Genomic DNA, 18,940 nt, shown 5'->3' with positions numbered 1-18,940 from the left:
ATCGGTACATGCAGGAGATGATATGGTGGTTATCAATTGGATTCTTAGTGCCTATGCAATTGTATATATGCTTTATATCAACATTTTACACACGGGCATCAGCCTTCCTTTACAGCTCCTCATTCTTTCGCTTTATATTATCAGTCTCAGATTGCCGTTCAAGCATAACGCACTGCCTTGGCTGCGTCTGCTCCTTATCGGTTGTATGCATTATGTCGGGCATTTGAGCTATCTCCTTCCCCTCTACATACTAACGCTTTTCTACGATATTTATACGGAAGAAAACCGCAAGAAATCGTGGGTGCTCACTGCATCCTACGCATTCATTTTCATTGGCAACGTGTTCCTGATCAAAGGCTTCTATGACCTGCTCTGGGTCTATATGGTGGAGAGTGTCCTGCACTTCACAACGGTCGCCCTGCTGACCAAAACGACATTCTCCACGCTCCAGCAAGCTGACCGGTTAAAGAAAGAACGCTACTTGATTTCCCAGCAGGATTCCCTCACAGGCCTTTTCAACTACGAAGAATCGCATCGACGGCTCGAACAGCTTATCCGCCAGAAACAAAGCCTCGTGCTCATCCTGATCGATTGCACGGATCTGAAAGCGATGAATACGAGCCGCGGGTTTCAAGCCGGTAATTTTATTTTGAAACAGATGGCCGAACTTCTGCAAATATTATTCAAAGAAGCGTTATTTATCGCTCGTTACGGCGGGGATGAATTCGCAGTTGTCATGCCGCTCGTGCAGGAACAGAGCTTGACAGCCTCGTTAAGGCTGAAGCTGGATTCCGACCTGCCGAAGCTGACCGGCATCCAGATCACCTACGGCATCGCTACTTACCCGCTGGACGGTCTCAACAAGGACGATCTGATCCTGATGGCCGAACATAACTTATTCATCAAGAAACGCGAGTCTTGGCTGAAACGCGAAGAGCATATGCTGCGGTCGGATAAACTGAAAGTTATCGGCGAGCTGGCGTCCGGCATGGCGCATGAAATCCGCAATCCCCTGACGACAGTCAAAGGATTTCTACAAATTTCCAAAGCAAACGGTTACAATATCGAGAACTGGTACGGCCTCATTATGGATGAAATCAACCGAATGAGCGACTTGACCGCGGAATTCCTGCAGTTCTCGAAGCCGCACAGCATCGATTTCCGGATACATTCGCTTCATGAATGCATGCTGAAGGTCATAGCTCTGATGGAGTCGGAAGCGACCCGTTTCGGGCACCAGATCCATTACGTCGATTCCGGGGACGGGGCCCATATGCTCATGGATCAGGACAAGATGATTCAATTGCTGCTCAATTTAATCAAGAACGCTTGCGAAGCCATGGAAGAAAACGGGGTCATCCAAATGCAGTTAAGCAGCGATTCCAAAAGGGCGACGATCGTGATCGCCGACAATGGCCCCGGCATTCCGAGCGATCAGCTGGAGAAAATATTTCACCCCTTCTTCACAACCAAAGAGACCGGAACCGGTCTCGGACTATCCATATGCTATAAAATCGTTCAAGACCATCAGGGCACGCTCGAAGTCGAAAGTGAGCTCGGCACAGGCACCCGGTTCATCATGACCTTCCCGTTATCTGTGGAGCAGCAGTCATAAAATGTCGCAATAGCAAAAAAAAAAGCCGCTGGTTACAGCGGCTTCTTCATTCTGACGTGTAATATGCCGGCATCATAGAACGGTTCCTTGGAGATAACCTGATACCCTAACTTGTTATAAAAGCCTTCCGCGTGACACTGCGCGTCCAGCACGGAAGACGTGCAGTTCAACTCGCGAGCCTGCTGTTCCATAGCTAACAAAATTTGCTTGCCGAGGGACTGCCCTCTATATGATTTCAGCACGGCAATACGCTGCATTTTGGCGGTGCGGGGTTCGTATTCGTACCAACGGGCAGCAGCTACCGGCTGATCTCCGTCTACAATGAGAAAATGATGACAGGCTTCAGGAGATTCATCCTTCTCGTCCATTTCCAAATGCTCTGGCACCTGCTGCTCGTCGACGAACACGTTGAAACGAACTTTGAAGCAATCTTGCAGCTGATCGGCTGTCGTAACGCGAATGATTTCCATGTGAACTTCTTCCCTTCTCCCTTACTAAGACCATTCTTTGATCTTAACGCATTCCAGAAAGGTTGTCCACAATTAACCATTGTTCATTTCCGTTTTTCCAACCAGTAGCTGCAAGCCCCAATCGCAACCCCCAACAGTGCTCCACCGGCTACTTCCCGCGGCAAATGCCCCAGCCGTTCCTTCAGCGCTTTGCGCCTCCGGGCATGGTATAAACCTGGATGCTGCTTCGCCAGACGCTCGACCTGCTCATCGAGATCGTTCACTTCTACGGCAATTTCCCCTGCTGCCCGTCGAATCCCCATCGCATCGTACATAACAACGGCGCCGAAGACGGAGCTTACGGCGAAATCGATGGCTGACAGCCCTCTTCTCATGGCGATATAGGTCGCAAGCGCCGAGACGCCTGCCGAATGCGAGCTTGGCATGCCTCCGGTTTGGAACATTTGCGACCAATCCCATTTCCTTGTCGTGATATAGCCAAGCGGAATTTTCATGACTTGCGCCGTGCCAATTCCTAACAAAGCGGTCGTTAAAGCTCGATTCATCGCGCTCACCTCACCTGTAGCATCCTTCATAGGTTTAGATTCTATTCGCGATTTTTGATACAATAGAGATGTTGCTTTTCGAAAGGAGTGCGATACATGAATATCGCTTTTTTCTTACTGCCCAAATCCGAGGTTATTACAACCACGTTACAAACAACGCTTCGCCAAACACTTGAACGGATGGAATATCATCGCTATACCGCAGTGCCGATTCTTTCGGACGACGGCCATTATGTCGGCACGGTGACCGAAGGGGATCTCTTATGGTTTCTGAAAAATGCCGCAGGCGTGACCTTCGAGAATGCCCATCGCCACCTCCTGTCGGAAGTACCGCTGCGCGTTCGAAACAAGCCCGTTCACATTCATGCGGACATGGTCGATCTCATTGATCTGGCCAAAGTGCAAAACTTCGTGCCGATCGTCGACGACTCCGATAAATTCATCGGCATCGTCCGCAGAAGCGAAATCATTGAATACTGCGCCAAGCAAATCAATTTCAAATCCCCCTCCGCGGCGGGAGAGCGGCCGTGAAGGTGCTAAGCCTCCCGAACATATAGACCAGACACTTGCCATATTCCAATTGTCATCCACTTTATCCAGAACAGCGGTTCCGTCTGCATTCCTCGCGAATTCGCTTCAATCCTACGGCAAATTGACGATCCTTATCGATACGATCCCATCGATCGTACCGTGGAAGTATGGGTCCGTTCCCCCAAGGAACGGATCGCCCGCTTCTTGATTCGTCATAACCCCCTTCCGGAAATAAATGTCTTTCACAAAATCCGTTCATTCCCAATCATACCCCTATCCGGTATAGAATTAACCGCCACTCTGCTAAATCATGGATAGCCCGCTGTTTCCGGTGACACACTAAGAGGAAAACTTTGCTTAGAAAGGAAGGATATCCTTGGATGCGATGAACCGGAATAAACAATGGTTGCTCGACAAATTAGGTCCTTCCGATGATTTGGAGCATCGCACGATGCGTTCCGCTGAACTGGAAGCTGAGATCTTATTCATATCCAATGTTTGCGACAACAATATCATCCGCGACGAAATTATAAGTCCCTTCTTCCATATGAAAAGTCTTCACGAATATGAGAATTATTTGCTGTCCTTTCCACGCAGCGGCAAGCCGGCATCCAATGTCGATGCGCTGAGCAAAATTACAGCCGGTTATGTGGCCGTCATGATCGAAGACCGTTTCGTGCTCTTCCATGCCGCACAGATCAAAGCCGCTGCCCTTAGCGACGCGCAGGTGGAAGCGACGATTCAGGGACCGCAAACCTCCTTCAGCGAGCATATCGATACGAATATCAACCTGATCCGGGTCCGTTATCAAACCAACTCGTTACGGGTGGAATCTCGTGAAATCGGACGTTTGTCCAAAACGAGACTCTGTCTTCTGTACGACGATCTGCAGGTTGATCATGAGGTGCTTGAGCGGATCAAGCAAACCATCGACGAGATTAAAGTCGATACGCTGCAGTCCGTGAATGAGCTTCACCTTTTTCTGACCAAACAGAAATTCACGATTTTCCCAATCTTCGTGTCCACGGAACGTCCGGACAGGACCATTGTGAATTTATCCCAAGGCAAAGTTATCTTACTGCTGGAAGGGACGCCATTCGTTCTCATCATGCCCGTCGTCTTCTTCGACTTCTATTCGTCGATGGATGATAATTACCAGATGTCTTTAGTCAGCTATTTTCTCGTGTATTTAAGGTATCTCGCACTCTTTCTCAGTCTTGTGCTGCCTGCGTCCTATGTGGCGCTAACCGCCTATAATCCGGAAATATTCCGTGTTCAGCTAGCCTTATCCATCGCAGGCAGCCGCGCATCCGTACCCTATCCTGCATACGTTGAAGTACTGCTCATGCTGATCTTGATGGAATTGCTTCTGGAAGCAAGCATCCGCCTCCCGAAGTCCGTCGGCTCGACCGCTACGACCGTCGGCGGCCTTATTCTGGGACAGGCTGCGACCTCAGCCGGGTTGATCTCCAACATCATGATTATCATCGTGTCCACGGTTGCGATCTCCAACTTTGTCGTTCCGATTAATTCAATGAGCTTCGCTATGCGAATCATGAAGTATCCGCTCATTCTGATGGCATCAGTGCTCGGCATTACCGGTGTCGTTCTTGGGCTAATCAGCATGATTGCCTACATGACTCATCTAAGAAGCTTCGGAGTTCCTTATTTGCGTCTTTATTTTTACCGTAAGTAGCGTCGTCGTCGATTCGAAGCAAGGGGGTTGCAGCGTGGTCCGGTATTTTTATTACTTGGTTTTCCTCAATATGCTGGCTAACATCGTTATCTTCGTCCCCCGCGTACTGCTTACTCACAGGTTTGAAGGCAGCATGATGTCGATCGTCTTATCCGTTCCGATCGGGTTTACCTTGCTTTACGTTTTCGTTAAATCCATTCGCCAATTCCCCCAACAAGGCTTGCCGGAAATTTTGAAAGACCATGCGCCGGGTTGGGTAAGACTCACGATTTTGATCTACTTCATCCACATGTGGTTTCTCGCCGGTGCATTAACTCTCATTGCATTCAGCGAAATTACGAAGAAATATATCAATCCCGACGTTTCCTCCATGTATATCGTGTTTGCTTTCATCGTTGTCGTCGGCCTCATTGCCCGTTTGAGCTCAGACAGTGTTCTATACTGCATGGAGATTCTGATCTTGACGAATGTCCCCATTATCGGCTGGGTCCTGTATAAGGCGATTACGAACACATATATGGATTACGATGCCGGCATGGAAATCGTCACGCACATTTGGAATATGCCCACATGGGATACTCTTTCGGCGGGTACATATATTTTCACCGGATATACGAACCTGGTTATTTTCAACCGGCTGCTGCATCCACACAAAAAAATACCTTTCCTGTGGTCAATCCCGATTATAGGCACTTTCGTTCTGCTGACGAGCTTTCTAATCCCAATTGGCTACCATGGCACAATAGCGGTGAATACATACCTGTACCCTTGGATATCTGCCTCGGATTCCATGCGCGTTGAATTCGGATTAGTAGAAAGAGTACTGTTTATCTTCATCCTGCTTTACACGAATATCTCCTTAGCCGGTGCGTTCATTCATTGGCATGTCGGCTTTGAATTCTGCAAGGAATTATTTCCGCGGCTAAAGAGGAAAACGTTATTTTCCTGGGTGACGCTCGCCGTAATGGGTTTGGCCACCTTCCTGCTCGGCTTGAAATTCAACGACGAATCTTTATTCGACATGGCGACATTTTATTTAGACCTGCGTTTCGCCTCTGAAATCGTCTTGGTCCTGACGATGTTCATTCTCGCTAGGAGGAAAACGATGTGACAAGATTGCTATGTATCTTCATTGTGATCTGCTTATGCGGCGGCTGCGGATTCAAAGATATCGACAGGCGGTTCTTCGTCGTTGCGCTCGGCATTGACAAGTCGAATCAGCCTGATATGAAATACGAAATTACGCTTAAGCTGGCTATCCCGGGGAACAATCTCGATTTGGGATCAGCCAAGTACGAAGTCATCTCGCAAGATGCCAATTCGATCACGGAAGCCGTACGCTTCCTGAAATCAAAGGTCGATAAAGAGCTCGACTTCGGCCATGCCAAAGTGATTATTTTCGGGCAGTCGTTCCTGAAGGAATACGGTATCAATCAAATGGACTGGCTGAACCGGCGCAGGGATATCCAGCTTGTATCCTGGGTAGCGGCCGGGCAGCCTTCGGCCAAAGATGTGCTATCGACCCAAATCTCTCATGAGCGCCTGCCGGGTAACTCCCTGCTTCTAAGCTTCGGCAACACGGGGGTGGAGTCCGGTTACGTGGTATCCGAGTATTTATTTGATTTCTATCGCAAAAAAAAAGAATGGGGTCTCGACCCGATCCTACCCATCGTTCAATCAACGTCCAATCAATATATCATTAACAAAGCGATTGTATTTGATAAAGAGAACGCTAAGCTGACGATAAGCGCCGATGAGTCCCGGCTGTTCAATATTATGAATGCCACGATCAACAAGGTAGAATTGGAATCTGTTGGGGGCGAAGAGAATTTTTTCGTTTCGGTAGATAACATCAAATCCAAATTTCGGGTTTATACCCCTAAGGACGCACCGCCTTACGTGGATATGAACATCAGATTGAGAGGAGTTATTGAGGAATCCGCATTAGGCTCGCTCGATCCCCATCAGGTGGCGACTTACGAGAAAGAAGTCAGTGAATTCACGGAAGCGAAAATCAAGCACCTCTTGGAAAAATTCCAAAAAGCGAATCTCGATCCTATGGGTTTCGGACTGGATTATCGCGCGCATCATTTCGGCTCGGTCGATGAGGAGTGGCGGACATGGCAGGGGCTCTATCCGGAACTCGAATTTCGAGTGAACATTCAGATGAAGCTTGAAGGTGTGGGAATTGTGAAATAGTCAGAGGGGAAGACGGCATAGCCAGACAACGCTGCCATTCGTACGGCGGGATACCAAGTTGATCCAACAGGTGGTGAATATCGATTTCTCTCATAACACCTACACCTCATCCACGGTTTGTCTCTTTAAGTTAAGCTCCTCTTTACTTTATCGGTCTATCTTTCATCTGTAAATAAGTGCATATTGTCGAATCCCCTAAAGAATCAATAAAACCTATTCCCATTAAATTGGCTTTTTCCTGTGCGAATTTCGACAAAATATAAAAAGAGCTGCGATAGCGCAGCTCTTTTTGCTTTTATTGCAATTGTCCATTGGAGGAGGCTTTGGACGATACGAATTCACTGGCCCAATCCACCATGCCATTCATCAAGGTCAGAACCAAGTTGACGGCATCCTTCTCATTCAACGTCCCGTTGCTCGTTTGACTGCTGACGTATTGCGATGTTTTCTGCTCCAGCTTTTCAACGAGATCTTTGATCTTAAGCAGCTCATTCGCCAAATCCGATACTTGCTGCCCGCCTGAGCCGCTTTGACCAGCCGCCTGACCGCTTGGCCCGCTTTGGGACGGACTTTGCCTCTGACCTTGACCCTGGTCTTGGCCTTGCGCTTGGCTTTGTGAATGTGCCTGCGGCTGTTGGTCCTGCGTCTGCTGCTCCTGCTGCGACTGCTGGTTACCGGAATCCTGCTGCTGGCTCTGACCGCCTTGCGCGTGCTGCGAACCCTGAGTGCCGCTTAACAACATTTTCTTGACCTGCTCGAGCTCGATAAGCATCAAATCATTTTGCTTCGTAAGTTCATCCATCTGCAGCTTGAGATCTTGTGTTTTGATCATGTTGTGAAGAATGCTCCTTCCTTTATTTCACGACACCGCATGCAATTCGTTTTCCAGAATTACCGGACGGATCTGTCTTCAGGTCATCCGCTTTCTCATGAATGACCAGAGAAGTGCCTCCCTGTTTATACAACGAATTTATTTTGTCTGGAAGAAGCGTTACCGCTTTGGTGACCGTACTCAGTCGGCCGTTCCCCTGCTCGTCCACGATCAGATTAGGCAAATCGCCGGCATGCGCGCCTTTCGGATTCAGGAAGCCGTGCTCTCTTTTCACAGGATTGAAATGAGCTCCTGCCGTTTCGAAGGTAGGCGCTTCGCACAATGATTTCTCGTGAATATGAAAACCATGGGGGCCTGGAGCTAACCCGCTTACTTGCAGGTCGATCTGTACCCCTTCCTGAACAGAAGTCAATTGTGCTGTTCCGACATTTTGGCCATTGGATCCGATCAAAGTCACCTGAAGTGGTGCCGGAGGTGCAGCCGCTTCCGTCGTTGCCGCGCTTTTCACGCTTTGACAGCCTGTCAGCATGAACACTCCTACACTTACCGTCATTACCATCGCTAAAGATTTCATTAGGTGTAGTCCCCCCATTTACATAATCTACCCTTAGGATGCACAACTGGCCTTCACTGTAACCGCATCATTTCAACAAATTTTTCATGTAGGGGACACAAACAGCAAAAAGCCTGCAATCTTCCGATCGCAGACTCTTATCGCGTTCAACCCCTCTTTATAGAATCGTCATCAATTTCGCAATGATTTGCAGATTTTCCAGCTTCCTTTTGTAAAAATGAAATTCAACTTTAGCATGCTCGACGGCGTCTTCCATCCGCAGCACTTGCTGCTGCAATTCTTTCGTATACGGCCACATTTCCGCTTGACGCTGTTGTTCGTTTTTGCCTGTGACCACACCGTCACCAATAACTTCGCATTCTTTGGCTAGCAGTTGATGCTTAGCCCAGCTAAGTTCGGATACCGCATCCACATAAATGGCCTCTGCTTGTTTGAGCAATTCAGGTACGAGCTGCAGTTCCAAAATCACATCCGACCGGTTCATTCGGATTCCTCCTAAGAGTTTCATAAGTCAAACCTGGCAAGCACAAGCTCAGCTGAGCAATCAGGAGCTTTTATGGCTTCGCCTCATGTATATTCATAGAAAAATAAAACATGCTTAGGAGAGAACTCTCGCATGAACCTGTCCTGAAAAAAAATAATTAATTGCATGCATAAATTATCTGAACATTCAAATAATACTGGTGTACCAATAAAAAGGAGATGATTTTGAATGGCTAGAAACAACACTTTAGTCGTGCAACAAGCAAAAGCAGCATTGGATCAACTGAAGTTTGAAGTCGCTCAGGAAATTGGTGTCCCTCTCTCCCCAACTGGTTACAACGGTAACTTGGCAACGCGTGATGCGGGCGCGATCGGCGGCAACATCACGAAGCGATTGGTGCAAATCGCTGAACAGCAACTTTCCAGCTTCAAACGTTAATCCTTTGATGTAGGAGCAAGCTCAAAAAGACTGAGACACTCGATCCTCCTTAGAGTGCGCATCAGTCTTTTTCTTTTCTCAAAATCGTCATCTCGCGTGAAACAAAAAAAGCGCCATTAGCGGTCTGGTAGGATCGCTAATTGGCGCTTTCTTCACTATTTCTTCTTGACCTCTTCGACAAACACATCGCTGGCATCGCGATTGCTTCCCAACTCGAGAATGGTATATTTCTTATCTCCGATCATGATCACATCTTCCACTTCCGGAAGCGGGTCCGCTAAATAGACGGTACCTAAATAGACATTGCTGCTTTTCAAACGTAAATTCCATCGATGCTGTTGTTTCGTCATTGCTCTGATCCTCCCAAACTCATATGACATCAAGTTACCATAAAACCGGATAAGAAGAAAGCCCTATATCCTCTCTGTTGATGATTATGGTATAGTAGGTTCAAGATTGAACGAGAAAGGTTGACGGCTAGCATGATATCCCAAGGTGTAACGAATGAAGAACTCGCCCTGCTGCTAGGCAAAGGGAATGAGGACGCACAATCATCTTCGAGCTTACACGATTTCATCCCCAGATCCAAGAAGAGACGCCGTTCCCCTCATTTTATTTTTAAAATTTTCCGGTTTTGGCGTCAGTAGCTCCACAAAAAGATGGCAAGCATGTGTTGACAAACACAAAAATACTTGGTATATTAAGAAACATCTTCACCAAACGACTTGTTAGCTCAGCTGGGAGAGCACCATCTTGACAGGGTGGGGGTCAGTGGTTCGAGCCCACTACAGGTCATAACACAGAGAAACCCGCAAAGCCTTGTGCTTTGCGGGTTTCTTTATGTTCAACAATACTTATAATAAATACCTCTGTTCAAACTCCATTTGGTAGGACGGTTGAGGATGGAATGGCTTTATTTTCGCTAACCCAAGAGCCAAGTGGTCCCATAGTATTCCTTCAATGCATTCCACCTGACTCTCATGGCAATTGATAATCAGGATGACTTCTGAGTTTTCACCTTTTAAAACTCTTTGCTTCTTTCTATAAACTTTATAAATGTACAAGTCAATTAGAATACCGACGACGAAGCCTGCCCCTATCAGCCCCCAATAGATAGGCCCCCATTCCAGAATAAACCCTCGCCAATTCAATGAAAGTGGAATGCTCAAAAGTCGCGAAGATCTGCACCTAATTCACCTTGTTTCCTTGATCCTAAAGTTCGTTGGTTGATAGTGCTGTCTCAAATAATTTCTTTGCTCATCTTCGTATAGCTTGTTATTTTCTACTGTGTTCGTATAAGCATCATAAACGGCAAAACAATAAAAGGACGGCGTATATAAAAACCATTGTGCGTCTAATACACTTGTAGATTTGGAAATATCACCCAAAATTAAAATAGTGAACTCCCTCCAATAGATGCGACTGCTGGATAAATATGACGGTCATCACGAGATGAAAAGCAGCCATAATGAATCTGTTCATATACAGTTGTCCCATACTTGGGATCGTCATTGAAGTTAATAAGGCGGTCAGGGGGTTCTTTTTATCCAGGTATTATATTCTAGGGCTCCAATGCTATATGTGTTAAACGGGGCGTTTTCTCTTTTAGCCAGCAGATAAATTTTATTTGTATCCACCGCGGTGCGATAACTATCCAAAATAGCAAAGAGGTAAACAGGAATATATAAATACATTAGCTAATAGTTTAATACGGTTTTAGCTGAATCTATATCCCCATTAAAGGAATAGACCATCGCTTCGTTCAGATGTGTGGTTTGATTAATATAAAGTTCCCATAGAAATAACAGCATTCCCCGAATAAATTTGGACATCAGCAGGTGCCCGAAACCTGGGAAGGCTATTGACCAAAAAGCAACAAGATATGGGCTTTTAAAATGCAACTGAGTTGTTCCGAAAGTACTGACATGTGCTTTGTAGCGTCGATATTTATTATTGTTTGAATAATTATCCATCGATGTCACCTCTATCAACCAATAAAAATATTGTTTCCAAAATTTCCATATCTAACACAACAAATATCCCCATGAAAAAAGAACCCCTTATATATTCATTGGATTAACCAGTCGTTTTTCCAATGTCTATTCTAAGGGGTGCACGCTAACAGTCAGGCCTAGATTTTACTTCACTCTTAACGAACGAACTTTTCAAAAGCTTGTTCAAATTCTTCCTTCGACTGCGCTTGTTTATAAGTAAACACGTGATTCGCCTCTTTTATTTCATTTGCTTCAAGACCAAGGCTCTCATATAGATTCACAATATCCTGCGGCGGACCTTCTACAACGATTTCAACGCCTTTCTGCTTAGGAGAAATCAGATAACCTTTCTTATTCTTGGATGAATAAGCGGCAAACAAAATATAATTCCCTTTGCGCGTTAAATAGTCCAGCTTTTCAGGATAAAAACTTTTGGATCCGCACGGCAGCTTATAAGATGACATCTGAGGCATTAAATAATTCTCCTTACCGATAAATATAGTTTGTTGTTAATCTTCTCACAAAACAGCTATCTTACTATAAGGAATCGGATTACGACTGCTCCTCATCGGCCACCACCGAATCGCGTATTTGCTCAAACGAGATAGGCGTGTAATCCAGTTGCTCGACACTAACATTGTAATAGTGAATCCCTGCATACCGCTGGCCATGAATATGGCCGTGAACGTTGACATAAGGCATCTGTTTGTTCATGTACATCGGCTCATGGGAGAGGATGAAAAATTGGTTGTAAATCAACGGGTATTCGCTGACCTCGTCGAATCCGGCATCCAGCCACCAGGCTCGCGACCTCCCGCGGTCATGATTGCCAAGAATCAGGATTTTATATCCGTTCAGTTGGGATACGATGGCTTGCGTTCGTTCTTTGTTCAAGAAAGAAAAGTCGCCCAGATGGAACACTTTGTCCTCCGGACGAACGACGGCATTCCATTTGGCGATCATCGCAGCCGTCATCTCGTCAGCATCCCCGAACGGCCGGTTCTCAAAGTCAATGATATGCTTATGGCCAAAGTGATGATCCGAAATAAAATAAGTCGTTGCCATGTCAATCGCCCCTTCCCTATAAGATGGCCAAGCAGCTATCCTTGGCCCAACATTTGCTGTATTACACCAAGCGTTTCTTGAATCGCTTGCTGAAGCGCCGAAGTTTCACCTTGAAATGGATGCACGGCGCCAAAGGTATGATTTCCATCCGGAATTCGAATCCACCGGATATCGGGGTTACGCTGAACCAGTTCGGATGATCCGCGAATAAGCCGTTCTCCGTCCGCCGTCCCTTGAACAAGCGCAATCGGGAACGTTGCTCCGCTGATTCTGTTGACAATATCATAACGCTCTCCGTTATGCTCCATATCTTCAAGAATTTCCAGGTTGAGCGGCATGTTCTGCTTCGTGCGTCCATTCAGCGTGTACGTTCTTCCCGTTCTGCGCATCTCTTCCTTATTCTCTTCCGTCAGCAAATCGACATAAGCAATGCCGTTCCACGAGATGACACCTGCGATTTGTTCCGGATGGTCAAGTGCATGAATGAGACATACGCCCGCTCCCCGGCTGTGACCCAATAGCAATATTGGTTTCTCTGCGCCCGCCTCCCGGTTTCTAATTGCCTGTACGACCGTTTGCAAATCTTCAAGATCCCGGGAATACGTATCACGGGCAAACTTCTCCAGCTCCGTAAATTCGAGCAAATCAGCGCCTACGCCATTATGTGAGAAATTGATCGCTACTACATCGACGCTTTCTGCCAATGAGCGGGCCGCATGCGGGAACATCCCCCAGTTTTTAAACCCTTTGTAGCCATGACACACCACAAGGGTCCCCCGAGCCGGTTGAATGGCGGATTCGTACCAATCACCCCGGATCACTCGGTCATCTCCGATCTTCAGTTCGAATGCTTGGCCTGCACGTTCTCTCATCCCTGTCCCTCCTTCTACTTATCCTGTTATATTTTAACACAATCGTTCTTTGACGGCATGCCTCCGAATACGTTCATAAAATTATCCCAATTAGTACAAACTTGATTATGGTAAGTAAACTAACCCAAGTTGAAATTCATTCAGGAGGAAGCTCGCCTATGCCCTACAATCGATCTACCCGCTTGCTCCTTAAATTGACCGCTATCCTGGTAAGTACCCTGCTGATGACAGGGTTGTCCGCTTCCATAAGCCGATCGGTGAGAGCGGAAGCTTATCAAGAGACGGTTCCGGCAAGCACATTTCAGCTTATTGTCAAAGCCTCCCCGCATGCCGCCTATCTAACGGAAACTGCTTTTGAAGATAAAAAATTGCAGCGTGAGCTGGAGAAAGCTCAAAGAGATTCTCGCTCCGGTTATCCTTATGCCGACCCGCTGCCGCCGGATACGACGCTGGTGTACCGGCATAAAGACCAAACGCTGCGCTATGGCGTTACCGTCAACGGGGAATTGGTCGATCTTATGGCCAAGTCGCTCCTACCGCTTTCAACCGGCATGCAGGAATCGCTGCGCGCGCAAGTTCAAACGATACGAACCAAGCATTACGGTGAAATACTGCCATGGGAGGATGCGAGTCAAGTTATCCCCAAGTACAGTAAATTCACGATCACCGACGTGGAATCCGGCCTTAGCTTCGAAGGCCAGCGCCGCGCAGGCTCCTCACATGCGGATGTGCAGCCGCTGACCAAAGAGGATTCCGCGACGCTCAAAAGCATCTACGGCGGTACCTGGAGCTGGGACCGCAAGGCGGTCCTGGTGAAGATCGGCGACCGCACGCTGGCAGGATCCATGCACGGTATGCCGCATGGCGGAGACGGTATTCCCGGGAATGACTTCAAAGGTCATTTCTGCATCCATTTCCTCGGGAGCGTCACGCACGGCTCCCGCTCGTCCGATCCGGCGCACCAAGTGATGGTGCACCGGGCCGCCGGCTTGCTGATGCCTTACATCAGCAAGCTTTCGCCTTGGGCGCTGATCGACGTTTGGATCAGCGCGGCGAACCAAGGTGACCTGCAGCTGCTGCAGGTCACCACCGGGCAAGAGCAGGCGGTGCATGTGCGAAGCATGCGACGCCTGTCCAAGCTTCCGGAGCGGGACGTATCCCAGCTCCTGGAGCTCGAGACCGCGGTCGACGTGACGTCTACGCCGGCCAAGGTCAAGCGCGTGCTGTTCCGCCTTGAGCGAGCGTCGCTCGATTCACGCTGGTACATCCGCAGCGCGGTACTGCAATGACGAAAGCCCGGCAGCTCAGTGAGATGAGCTGCCGGGCTTTCTTATTGTTCCGGCTGCCCGGAATATTTGCGAAGCTCGTTGGCCAACCGGTGAAATTCCGCCCGGGCCGGAGCCGACGACGTCGCTTCGTAGCCTGCCGCCAGAAACGGAATGATCGCATTGGCATCCTTAGCGGACAATGCATAAGTCGGAGGCTCTGGCGCCGCAAGCGTATTCCACCAGCCTTCACTGCCATACGACTCATCATGATCGATCTGGATGCCGTTGACAGGGACATCATTCAAATATTGATAAAGGTTAAGGAATGTAGATTTTTTACCGCCGCTCCACGCATAGGTTTGCCAGAAGCGCGAGCATGCGCCCGCTTGCTTAACAGCTTCCATCACGGCATACGATCCGTAGACGCCGGTTGTATATTGCGGTGTCGCTTCGCTGGCCGCCTGGATATACGCGATAACGGTCGGCATCTGGGCGCTTGTAGCGTCAAAATCGACAGCGAAATAAATACAGCTGCCTTCCGGCTGGCCGACTTGTTGGGCTACCTGAACGGCCGCCGCCCCGTCCGCCAAGCCTGCGCTCCTTCCGCCCAGCGCCCTGTTCGCTGTCGTTTCGTATACCGAAACGATCTGTAATCCGGCGTTGCTGATCAATTCCGCTTCGCCTTTCGTTAAAGCCTTATACCCGCTTGGAACGAGATATCTGGCCACAAACAAGTAGCCATCCCTGACGAAAGCTGCAGCGGTTTGAGTTGTTAACGGCGTTGAGCAATCAAAACCTTTGGCCACTTTCAATCACCTAATTTCTACTAGTTTCATACATCATATGCTCATAGACAATAGAGCGCTACTGCATCCGATTAATTACTTATGTATAGTAACTAAAAAAGGCGCTTACCTAGGCAGGGAAGCGCCAATCCTCTTACGAATTTTTCTTCTGTACGGTCCCGAATCGTTTGGCGTTTCTTGCGCGCGCACGCTCGATTTCCACTTCCCGGTTGCGCGGCTCCGCAGGCGTCACAAGGGAATCCATCAGCTTACGGGCAGCCTGCGTAATTTCTTGAACCGCAAGATCGAATGCTTCCTCGTTTACTTTAGACGGCGCGGTGAAACCTGAAATTTTACGCACGAACTGCAAAGAGGCTGCTTGAATCTCCTCATCGGTGACAACGGGATCGAAATTGAAAAGCGGCTTAATATTTCGGCACATTGCAAGCTCCTTTTTGGACATGTTCCAAATTTACGTTGTTATGATTTATAAGAAATCATAGCACGGAACTGTAATTGCTGGCAAACCGCATACAGTTAATTGACCTTATACACATGCGTATACATAGTATCTTTATATGCAGAGAACACCGCATCCGTCAGAGGTTCGGGGTAGCTCATGATGTTCAGCGGCAAATCCGGCTGACCGGTCTGCAGAGGCGGCTGCACATAATCAAAATGATTCAACTGAAAGCCCAATCGTTTATAAAAGTCCACTCTCCGCTGTGCCAAATCTGTATCTGGCGGCTCTACTTCCAATAGGACAGGCTTCCGCGACTCTTCGAGCAACGCTTTCATTAATTGCCCTCCTAGTCCGCTCCCCCGTACGTCCGGATCAACAGCAATATGCTCCACAAAACGAAACGCAGGAAATTCCCATACAGCCACAAAAGCAATAATCTTGTTGCTGCCGTCTTTTTCAGTAATAAGTCGATAGTAAGGTTCAGATAACAATTCCTTCTGCCCTGTATAGGTTCTACGTTCACTTTCTGGAAACGACGCCTTCATTATAGCGAATACTTGATTAAATTCGCTATCGTCCATCATCTAGTTCCTCCTTAAAACGGGCTGCAACTCATTTGCGTATCCAAATGTAGTGTACCTCGAAGCGAATACATTGAATCCCCCGCTATGGAAATCGCCCCATCATCCGCGAAAAAGCCCCTCAACAGCTCGGAATCACCGAGTCGTTGAGGGGCTTTGTTGGATTGTAAATTAAAAATAAAAAACCCTTACCTATCAAGGGTTTCAACACTATGGGCCCAGAGGGACTCGAACCCCCGACCAATCGGTTATGAGCCGACCGCTCTAACCAACTGAGCTATAGGCCCAAATAAAATTTGGTTGCGGGGGCAGGATTTGAACCTGCGGCCTTCGGGTTATGAGCCCGACGAGCTACCGGGCTGCTCCACCCCGCGTCATCATTGCCGCTCAACAGCGACAAAAATAAATATACACTAGAGGCGAGCTGTAAGTCAAGCGTTAATTTTTAGTGCAGCTGCAGCTGCTTACGTGTTGTAACGAACGCCGAAACGGCCTTTTTTGGACTTGAATACTTCCACTTCCTGCGGGCATTCATAACCATAGATCCACCAATCTTCTTCCATCCTTTTCGCCAGACAGCCCGCCTGAAACTTGGAATCATATAATTTCGCCCAATATATCCATTTCACTGCCATCACTCCGTTTATATTGACATCGGTAATCCTATCTTATCCAGAATAGAACCGACTTATGAGTCATGCGCGAAAGCTAAGTAAAGAAGCCGCCTGGCCGTGCTTCCAGGCACGGGTCCAAGCGGCTTCCTTTCTTCATGGATTTATTGTTTGAACGTTGTCAGCAAGCGTTTGACGGTCTCGCCCATCTCGTTCGTGAAAGTCTCGTAGACCTTAATTTGGATCGGGTAATCCAATTGGCCGCTTCTGGCATTAAGATCGATCGTATTCGTGCCGTTGTACAATCGGCCCTCACCGGATAGATCACTCGTCGTTTTGCCGACGGGATTGCCGATGTTGTCGAACAGCTCGAAGGATAGCTTACTGTTGTACTTATCCGCCGTCACCTGCTTATCCGACTTAATATCCAGATCCAGCTTCAGCTTATAATCATAGGTCAGTGTAGCCATGTATATCGCCGAAATCGTCCAATTCTTGATCGTAATCTCATAAGGGTACACATTCAGGGTTTTGGCTGTGAAGTCGTTCGGCTGAACCGGTACTTTCGCTGTTGCCAGCAACGATCTGTACGTTGTATCTCCGCTTGCTTGCTGGCTGTACAGGTTCATTTTCAAGCCTTCTCCGGTCTCCGAAGATGGAAGCGCGTAGGAGTAACTCACGATATAAGAAGCATTGGGAACAACGGTGAGCGCTGTTGACGCCTGTCTTCTGCCTCCATACGCGTAACCGTCTTTGCTCACAAGCTCCGTTGCGATCGCCGGGATCGGGATCGGGCGGTCGCTGTTGTTCGTCAATTTAAATTTCGCAACTGCTGTGTTAAAACCGTCGTCATCGTTATTGGTGACATGCAGCTCGACCAGCGATACATCGACATTCGAAGGTACGAATTTATTCGTCGAATCAAGCTTGACCGGCGTACCCAATGTGTAATCCGGCGCCGGGATGACGCCCTGTGTTGCCGCACCTGCCGGGAGCAGAATGTTAATGCGCCCTACCCGGTAAGTATCCTCAAACAACTTGCCGTCCGGGCCTGCCGCGAAGAAGCTCTCCGGCGTTACCACATTCAAGCTGGAGAATTCCGTCTCGAGGTCGGTTGGGATGACGACATGGATGTACTTCTTCTCGCCCGGATCCAGTACAACCGATGCTTCTGCGCGGCTGCCGGAATATACGGAGCTTGCGGTTTTACCATCGATGCCGAAATTCGGAACCGTTTGACGTTCCTTGGTCGGGTTCACGACCTGAATTTGCACAACGTTGGAAACACCTTTAGCGGTAATTTCCTTGTGGATATCGACTGGAGTGAAGCCTAGTGGGGAATGCAAGGACGGCAAGCTGAATGGCTCGCCCCATTTCAGCAAGGCGGATGAGTTCGTAATTTCACTGTCGCTGCCGCTCCACACCAGTCCGGCGTCAACCGGAACGCTTAACAGCGTCGTTTCTTTCTTGGGATAAACCTCTAAATCCACATCAACGAAGCTTAGATCCGTTAATTCCGCGTCATCGGTGCGCTCAACCGTCGTCATATAGCTCAGCTCCTGCTGGCTTTTGGGCTGGATCGACTTCGGATTTTTGGCGCTTGGCTGCAAGGTGTACTCAATCCCGTCATTCATCCGAACACGCAATTCATAATCCGGTACTCGCGTCACTTTCCCGCTCGTATTGCGAACGCGGATGACGGCCCCCAGCTTCGTCGTATCGGTTTCATGATCGTTTAGGATGCTTTTGATCTCCACTTCAACATGATTGGTCAACGAATAGCTGGGTATCGCAGCTGTTTCAGTAGAAATAACGGAACTCACATCTTCGGCGGCCCATGCCGGCATAGCGGCAGTCGTCAAAAGTGCAGCGGATAGTACAATAGTAGCCAACGATTTCTTCATCTTCTTATTCACG

22 protein-coding genes and 3 tRNA genes are annotated in these 18,940 nt (G+C 48.1%); 8 read left to right on the top strand and 17 right to left on the bottom strand.

The window, feature by feature from the left end; translation table 11 throughout:
• Positions 1–22: 22 nt before the first annotated feature.
• Positions 23–1,615 carry an ATP-binding protein gene (locus J2X61_RS09805; protein ID WP_396135425.1) on the top strand — a complete coding sequence of 531 codons (1,593 nt, stop codon included), beginning with the start codon at positions 23–25 and terminating at the stop codon, positions 1,613–1,615.
• Between the two features lie 32 nt (positions 1,616–1,647).
• Here J2X61_RS09805 and J2X61_RS09800 read toward each other — a convergent pair whose 3' ends face one another.
• On the bottom strand, positions 1,648–2,085 hold the full coding sequence (locus J2X61_RS09800; RefSeq protein ID WP_274471083.1) for a GNAT family N-acetyltransferase: 438 nt from the start codon (positions 2,083–2,085) through the stop codon (positions 1,648–1,650).
• A gap of 83 nt (positions 2,086–2,168) precedes the next feature.
• Positions 2,169–2,630 carry a divergent PAP2 family protein gene (locus tag J2X61_RS09795; protein WP_274471081.1) on the bottom strand — a complete coding sequence of 154 codons (462 nt, stop codon included), beginning with the start codon at positions 2,628–2,630 and terminating at the stop codon, positions 2,169–2,171.
• Positions 2,631–2,726: 96 nt separating this feature from the next.
• Here J2X61_RS09795 and J2X61_RS09790 point away from each other — a divergent pair, with 96 nt between their 5' ends.
• The 4 genes from J2X61_RS09790 to J2X61_RS09775 all read left to right on the top strand — a co-directional run bounded on the left by J2X61_RS09790 (position 2,727) and on the right by J2X61_RS09775 (position 7,056).
• Entirely contained in the window at positions 2,727–3,161 is a 435-nt protein-coding gene (locus J2X61_RS09790) for a CBS domain-containing protein (RefSeq protein WP_274471080.1), read from the top strand.
• A 385-nt stretch (positions 3,162–3,546) separates the two neighbouring features.
• The gene (locus J2X61_RS09785; protein ID WP_274471079.1) at positions 3,547–4,857 is read left to right on the top strand and encodes a spore germination protein; all 1,311 of its coding nucleotides are present in this window, start codon (positions 3,547–3,549) and stop codon (positions 4,855–4,857) included.
• Positions 4,858–4,891: 34 nt separating this feature from the next.
• Positions 4,892–5,968: a GerAB/ArcD/ProY family transporter gene (locus J2X61_RS09780; protein WP_274471077.1), complete on the top strand. Its 1,077-nt coding sequence runs from the start codon at positions 4,892–4,894 to the stop codon at positions 5,966–5,968.
• Complete coding sequence (locus J2X61_RS09775; RefSeq protein ID WP_274471076.1) at positions 5,965–7,056, top strand: Ger(x)C family spore germination protein; 1,092 nt, start codon at positions 5,965–5,967, stop codon at positions 7,054–7,056. Before J2X61_RS09780 ends, J2X61_RS09775 begins: the two co-directional genes overlap by 4 nt.
• A gap of 295 nt (positions 7,057–7,351) precedes the next feature.
• On the opposite strand, the gene J2X61_RS09770 is transcribed toward J2X61_RS09775, so the two are convergent.
• The 3 genes from J2X61_RS09770 to J2X61_RS09760 form a co-directional block, all read right to left on the bottom strand.
• Entirely contained in the window at positions 7,352–7,888 is a 537-nt protein-coding gene (locus J2X61_RS09770) for a hypothetical protein (protein ID WP_274471074.1), read from the bottom strand.
• Between the two features lie 22 nt (positions 7,889–7,910).
• Positions 7,911–8,462 carry a superoxide dismutase family protein gene (locus tag J2X61_RS09765; RefSeq protein ID WP_274471072.1) on the bottom strand — a complete coding sequence of 184 codons (552 nt, stop codon included), beginning with the start codon at positions 8,460–8,462 and terminating at the stop codon, positions 7,911–7,913.
• A 157-nt stretch (positions 8,463–8,619) separates the two neighbouring features.
• On the bottom strand, positions 8,620–8,946 hold the full coding sequence (locus tag J2X61_RS09760; RefSeq protein ID WP_274471071.1) for a hypothetical protein: 327 nt from the start codon (positions 8,944–8,946) through the stop codon (positions 8,620–8,622).
• Positions 8,947–9,174: 228 nt separating this feature from the next.
• Between J2X61_RS09760 and J2X61_RS09755 the strand changes: the two genes are divergently transcribed.
• A complete protein-coding gene (locus tag J2X61_RS09755; protein WP_167063890.1) occupies positions 9,175–9,384 on the top strand; it encodes an alpha/beta-type small acid-soluble spore protein in 210 nt (69 codons plus the stop codon).
• A 155-nt stretch (positions 9,385–9,539) separates the two neighbouring features.
• Here the strand turns inward: J2X61_RS09755 and J2X61_RS09750 are convergent, their stop codons facing one another.
• Complete coding sequence (locus tag J2X61_RS09750; RefSeq protein ID WP_274471068.1) at positions 9,540–9,734, bottom strand: hypothetical protein; 195 nt, start codon at positions 9,732–9,734, stop codon at positions 9,540–9,542.
• 372 nt (positions 9,735–10,106) lie between these two features.
• On the opposite strand from J2X61_RS09750, the gene J2X61_RS09745 reads away from it, so the two are divergent.
• A tRNA-Val gene (locus J2X61_RS09745) sits at positions 10,107–10,179 on the top strand.
• Positions 10,180–11,081: 902 nt separating this feature from the next.
• On the opposite strand, the gene J2X61_RS09740 is transcribed toward J2X61_RS09745, so the two are convergent.
• The 4 genes from J2X61_RS09740 to J2X61_RS09725 all read right to left on the bottom strand — a co-directional run bounded on the left by J2X61_RS09740 (position 11,082) and on the right by J2X61_RS09725 (position 13,315).
• Entirely contained in the window at positions 11,082–11,357 is a 276-nt protein-coding gene (locus tag J2X61_RS09740) for a hypothetical protein (protein ID WP_310187561.1), read from the bottom strand.
• A 176-nt stretch (positions 11,358–11,533) separates the two neighbouring features.
• A complete protein-coding gene (locus J2X61_RS09735; protein ID WP_274471067.1) occupies positions 11,534–11,851 on the bottom strand; it encodes a hypothetical protein in 318 nt (105 codons plus the stop codon).
• Between the two features lie 79 nt (positions 11,852–11,930).
• Positions 11,931–12,443, bottom strand: a complete 513-nt coding sequence (locus J2X61_RS09730) for a metallophosphoesterase (RefSeq protein WP_274471066.1) — start codon at positions 12,441–12,443, stop codon at positions 11,931–11,933.
• 35 nt (positions 12,444–12,478) lie between these two features.
• Entirely contained in the window at positions 12,479–13,315 is an 837-nt protein-coding gene (locus tag J2X61_RS09725) for an alpha/beta hydrolase family protein (RefSeq protein ID WP_310187559.1), read from the bottom strand.
• 158 nt (positions 13,316–13,473) lie between these two features.
• Between J2X61_RS09725 and J2X61_RS09720 the strand changes: the two genes are divergently transcribed.
• Entirely contained in the window at positions 13,474–14,604 is a 1,131-nt protein-coding gene (locus J2X61_RS09720) for a hypothetical protein (protein ID WP_310187558.1), read from the top strand.
• Positions 14,605–14,645: 41 nt separating this feature from the next.
• Here J2X61_RS09720 and J2X61_RS09715 read toward each other — a convergent pair whose 3' ends face one another.
• From J2X61_RS09715 to J2X61_RS09685, 7 genes are all read right to left on the bottom strand, one after another.
• On the bottom strand, positions 14,646–15,389 hold the full coding sequence (locus J2X61_RS09715; protein ID WP_274471063.1) for a glycoside hydrolase domain-containing protein: 744 nt from the start codon (positions 15,387–15,389) through the stop codon (positions 14,646–14,648).
• 133 nt (positions 15,390–15,522) lie between these two features.
• Positions 15,523–15,810, bottom strand: a complete 288-nt coding sequence (locus J2X61_RS09710; RefSeq protein ID WP_310187556.1) for a DUF2277 domain-containing protein — start codon at positions 15,808–15,810, stop codon at positions 15,523–15,525.
• Positions 15,811–15,905: 95 nt separating this feature from the next.
• Positions 15,906–16,412, bottom strand: a complete 507-nt coding sequence (locus J2X61_RS09705) for a GNAT family N-acetyltransferase (protein ID WP_274471657.1) — start codon at positions 16,410–16,412, stop codon at positions 15,906–15,908.
• 213 nt (positions 16,413–16,625) lie between these two features.
• Positions 16,626–16,699: transfer RNA gene (locus J2X61_RS09700), tRNA-Ile, on the bottom strand.
• A 10-nt stretch (positions 16,700–16,709) separates the two neighbouring features.
• Positions 16,710–16,786: transfer RNA gene (locus J2X61_RS09695), tRNA-Met, on the bottom strand.
• Positions 16,787–16,876: 90 nt separating this feature from the next.
• Positions 16,877–17,047, bottom strand: coding sequence for a hypothetical protein (locus J2X61_RS09690; protein ID WP_310187746.1), 171 nt, complete (start codon positions 17,045–17,047; stop codon positions 16,877–16,879).
• 140 nt (positions 17,048–17,187) lie between these two features.
• Positions 17,188–18,939 (bottom strand): hypothetical protein, encoded by a 1,752-nt coding sequence (locus tag J2X61_RS09685; RefSeq protein ID WP_310187554.1) that lies wholly within the window; start codon positions 18,937–18,939, stop codon positions 17,188–17,190.
• Position 18,940: the final 1 nt, after the last annotated feature.

This window comes from Bacillus sp. 3255 (genome assembly GCF_031456485.1).
GTDB lineage: Bacteria > Bacillota > Bacilli > Paenibacillales > NBRC-103111 > Paenibacillus_E.
The sequence above is the reverse complement of the archived record's forward strand: the minus strand, read 5'-3'. Positions and strand labels throughout refer to the sequence as shown.

What these genes read in the sequence shown, in the direction of transcription:
- J2X61_RS09740 (WP_310187561.1), bottom strand. Translation starts at nt 11,357, where the DNA reads ATGGATAATTATTCAAACAATAATAAATATCGACGCTACAAAGCACAT.
- J2X61_RS09725 (WP_310187559.1), bottom strand. Translation starts at nt 13,315, where the DNA reads ATGAGAGAACGTGCAGGCCAAGCATTCGAACTGAAGATCGGAGATGAC.
- J2X61_RS09760 (WP_274471071.1), bottom strand. Translation starts at nt 8,946, where the DNA reads ATGAACCGGTCGGATGTGATTTTGGAACTGCAGCTCGTACCTGAATTG.
- J2X61_RS09770 (WP_274471074.1), bottom strand. Translation starts at nt 7,888, where the DNA reads ATGATCAAAACACAAGATCTCAAGCTGCAGATGGATGAACTTACGAAG.
- J2X61_RS09735 (WP_274471067.1), bottom strand. Translation starts at nt 11,851, where the DNA reads ATGCCTCAGATGTCATCTTATAAGCTGCCGTGCGGATCCAAAAGTTTT.
- J2X61_RS09720 (WP_310187558.1), top strand. Translation starts at nt 13,474, where the DNA reads ATGCCCTACAATCGATCTACCCGCTTGCTCCTTAAATTGACCGCTATC.
- J2X61_RS09755 (WP_167063890.1), top strand. Translation starts at nt 9,175, where the DNA reads ATGGCTAGAAACAACACTTTAGTCGTGCAACAAGCAAAAGCAGCATTG.
- J2X61_RS09790 (WP_274471080.1), top strand. Translation starts at nt 2,727, where the DNA reads ATGAATATCGCTTTTTTCTTACTGCCCAAATCCGAGGTTATTACAACC.
- J2X61_RS09705 (WP_274471657.1), bottom strand. Translation starts at nt 16,412, where the DNA reads ATGGACGATAGCGAATTTAATCAAGTATTCGCTATAATGAAGGCGTCG.
- J2X61_RS09690 (WP_310187746.1), bottom strand. Translation starts at nt 17,047, where the DNA reads ATGGCAGTGAAATGGATATATTGGGCGAAATTATATGATTCCAAGTTT.
- J2X61_RS09800 (WP_274471083.1), bottom strand. Translation starts at nt 2,085, where the DNA reads ATGGAAATCATTCGCGTTACGACAGCCGATCAGCTGCAAGATTGCTTC.
- J2X61_RS09730 (WP_274471066.1), bottom strand. Translation starts at nt 12,443, where the DNA reads ATGGCAACGACTTATTTTATTTCGGATCATCACTTTGGCCATAAGCAT.
- J2X61_RS09805 (WP_396135425.1), top strand. Translation starts at nt 23, where the DNA reads ATGGTGGTTATCAATTGGATTCTTAGTGCCTATGCAATTGTATATATG.
- J2X61_RS09785 (WP_274471079.1), top strand. Translation starts at nt 3,547, where the DNA reads ATGAACCGGAATAAACAATGGTTGCTCGACAAATTAGGTCCTTCCGAT.
- J2X61_RS09765 (WP_274471072.1), bottom strand. Translation starts at nt 8,462, where the DNA reads ATGAAATCTTTAGCGATGGTAATGACGGTAAGTGTAGGAGTGTTCATG.
- J2X61_RS09795 (WP_274471081.1), bottom strand. Translation starts at nt 2,630, where the DNA reads ATGAATCGAGCTTTAACGACCGCTTTGTTAGGAATTGGCACGGCGCAA.
- J2X61_RS09750 (WP_274471068.1), bottom strand. Translation starts at nt 9,734, where the DNA reads ATGACGAAACAACAGCATCGATGGAATTTACGTTTGAAAAGCAGCAAT.
- J2X61_RS09710 (WP_310187556.1), bottom strand. Translation starts at nt 15,810, where the DNA reads ATGTGCCGAAATATTAAGCCGCTTTTCAATTTCGATCCCGTTGTCACC.